The organism is Pseudomonadota bacterium, from assembly GCA_010028905.1.
In the GTDB taxonomy this organism is placed as follows: Bacteria; Vulcanimicrobiota; Xenobia; order RGZZ01; family RGZZ01; genus RGZZ01.
Genome location: RGZZ01000581.1, coordinates 1 through 2,879 on the forward strand (window position 1 = coordinate 1; position 2,879 = coordinate 2,879).

The 2,879-nt window shown below is 69.2% G+C and carries 3 protein-coding genes; 2 read left to right on the top strand and 1 reads right to left on the bottom strand.

The genetic code is table 11. The features are described from left to right. On the bottom strand, positions 1–1,354 hold a 1,354-nt coding region (locus EB084_23085; GenBank protein ID NDD31149.1), incomplete at its 3' end, for a hypothetical protein. 138 nt (positions 1,355–1,492) lie between these two features. Between EB084_23085 and EB084_23090 the strand changes: the two genes are divergently transcribed. Then, a complete protein-coding gene (locus tag EB084_23090) occupies positions 1,493–1,780 on the top strand; it encodes a hypothetical protein (protein ID NDD31150.1) in 288 nt (95 codons plus the stop codon). A 1-nt stretch (position 1,781) separates the two neighbouring features. After that, complete coding sequence (locus EB084_23095) at positions 1,782–2,837, top strand: hypothetical protein (GenBank protein NDD31151.1); 1,056 nt, start codon at positions 1,782–1,784, stop codon at positions 2,835–2,837. Positions 2,838–2,879: the final 42 nt, after the last annotated feature.

Here is a 2,879-nt window from a genome sequence, read left to right on the forward strand (position 1 = left end):
CCGAGTGCAGCCCGGCCTGCGCGGGAAAGGCGGTGACACGGTCGACGCCGTCAGCGGCCTGCGCGGCGATGGCCAGCAGGCGCGGCAACGTGGTGACACCATCACGCAGCGCGGCGAGCGCCTCGAGAACGCGATCGCAGTGGGCGCTGCCCCCCGCCAGCGCGCTGTCTTCGTCGGCCCCCTCATCGCGCAGCCAGTCGCGCACCTGCTCGACCCTGCGACAGGCGTCCTCGACCTCGTAGGTCTCGCGCAGCCCCTCGTCGACGGGCGCAGCCGCGTCTCGGGGCCTGAGGGGACGCCCGAGGGCATCGGTCTCGGGCGGCTGGGTGGCGGTCAGCAGATCGCGCAGATCTTCCGGCGCCTGGGAGAGCGCGCGCTGGAAGTCATCGCCCAGCACGCTCGGACACGCGCTCAGCGCGCGCAGCAGGGTCTTTCGCAGCGTGTCATCGATCGGAGAGACCCCCAGCAGGAGAAGCTCACGCATGACCTGTGGATCGACGGGTTTCATTCCCACGCGGAGAACCAGCCCCAGAACCTGCGTGACCGCGTGGGCAGACGTCGAGCCGCAGGTCGGAAGCCCGTAGCGCGCCAGCGCGGCGTCGAGCACGGCATCGCGACCGACGAGAACGATGTCGTTGCGGCCAGGCTGGGCCGCAAGCCAGGCGGCAAGCTCGTCAGCCGCCTCGAGCAGCCCCTGGGGCCGCACCAGCTGGAGCGACCCGTCACCGCGCGGCGAGAACCCGTGCGCGCGGCAGCGCGCGAGATCGCGCGAATCGTCGGCGGGAAGCCCCTCCACCTCGAAGGGCTGACGCATCACCCGAGTCTCGTGCGCCTCGAGTCGAGAGAGAACGCACCGCCACAGCAAGGGGAGCTCAGCCTCCGGGGTCATCACGTGGAGCGTCTCCACATCGGCCGATCGCCGCTCGAGGGCCGCGTTCACCGCGGCAAGCCGGTCTGCGAAGCCCTTCGGCAGCCCTTCAGTGACCTCCGCCAGCTGCTTGAAGCGTCGCTGGCCCAGATCGTTCCCGTTCCAGCCAGCCATCACCAGGGCTTCGCGCCACGCGAGCAGGGTCGCGGCCGTGGCCACCGGCGCGGCCTGCACGCTGCGCGCCCAGAACACGTCCGGATGGGCCTCCCCGGTATACGCGTCGAAGGCCATCGCCTGGGCGTTCTGGGCGCACGCAGCGACGCGCTTCGACGCGGCCGCCGCGTCGCTCGTCAGCCCCAGCGCCGTCTCAAGCGCCTTGAGCAGGCCCTGGGGCCCGAGCCAGACCTCGCCAGCCACAGCGTCGCGTGCAGCAAGCGGACCGGGCCAGGGGCTGCCATCGAAGTCAAGATCGAAACAGATGCGCACATGCGTCTCCCCGTAAAGGTGTCAGCTCAATGTAGCACATGCCGGACGACAATGGATGTCGGGTTGCAAAATGTGGGGAAGGTCACAGAACGCCCTGGCGTCTTCGTGGTACGGTGTAGACAAGGAGGCGCGTCCCCCATGAAGCAGTACCGTCACGGCGATCTTCTCATTGTGGAGGTACCTGTCTGCCCGGCAGGCATGCCTCATCCCGAACGCATCCTGGCCCATGGCGAAGCCACCGGCCACGCCCATCGCATCGACGACGCGCAGCTCTACGAGTATGACGGCACGCTCTACTTCAGGGTTGCGCGCGATGCCCGCCTGACCCACGAGGAGCACGCCACCATCACGCTCCCGTCCGGCAGCTACCGCGTCGTGCGCCAGCGCGAGTACGTCCCGAGCAGCACCGGCTGGGTGGAGGACTGACATGTGGAATCTCGTGAAGAAGTACCACATCAACGACCGCGAGCGTGAGGCCTACGCGCGACACGCCCGATCATGGGCCGCGCGCGCCACCGCGCCCGCGCCTGTCGACACCGCCAGGGCCGCGGCGGCGCTGGCCCGGCTGTACCGCCTTGCCGGCCTCGAAGCGCCGCGCGTGATGACCCTGAGAGGGCCGTCGGAAGCCTTTGACGAGGCGCGCGGCGCCCTTGCCGATGGCTCGGTCGACGTGGGCGCGCGCGTGTTCAATGCGGTGATGCCGAAGGTACGAACCCACGACCGGATGATAGAATCGTTCCACTCCTCGATCGGGGTTCTCGATCGAGCCCAGCAGCTCACCAACGAAGCCCACAAGGCGGCGCGCGCGGCGCGCACGGTCGAGAACGTGAAGCTGAGCGGTCTGGGGCTCGTCTGCTTCGCCTGGACCGCGTACTACTCGTACCTCGCCCGAGAGTCGACAGGCTGGCGCGACCCGCTCTCCCCCGCAACGCGTGCGGCCCTCGAGCCCTGGTTCGAGCTGCTCGAAGCCGGGGTGTGGGACGCCTGCCTGCTGTCGGACGTGGCCTTCGTGATGGCCGCGCCGACCTTCCATGGCTTCGACGCGCGCAGGCGGCTGCACGCGCCCGAAGGACCTTCGATCTCGTGGCCCGATGGAACCCGTGCCCACCACCTGCACGGAATCCCGTTCCCACGGCACGTGGTGGAAGACCCGATGCGCATCACGGCGGTCGAGATCCTGGAAGAGCGCAACTCGGAGATCCGGCGCGTGATGCTCGAGAAGATGGGGATCGGTCGCTTCCTCAACGAGTCAAACGCCCACGTGCTCGACCAGGACACCGACGGGCGCGGCATGCCACGCCGTCTCATGGCGCAGCGGCTGTGGGGATGGGCCGAGATCTCGGTCTACGTCGAGGTCACCTGTCCGTCGACCGGTCACGTCTACTACCTGCGCGTCCCCCCGGAAACCCGCTCGTGCGCCCAGGCCGTTGCGTGGACGTTCGGCATGGACGCCGCCCAGTACGCTCCCCTCGTGGAGACCTGACCGACACCTGACGCGCGGCCACTCCCCTCATTGCGCACGGGA

Coding starts and splice junctions, on each gene's coding strand:
- EB084_23090 (NDD31150.1), top strand. CDS start 1,493: ATGAAGCAGTACCGTCACGGCGATCTTCTCATTGTGGAGGTACCTGTC.
- EB084_23095 (NDD31151.1), top strand. CDS start 1,782: ATGTGGAATCTCGTGAAGAAGTACCACATCAACGACCGCGAGCGTGAG.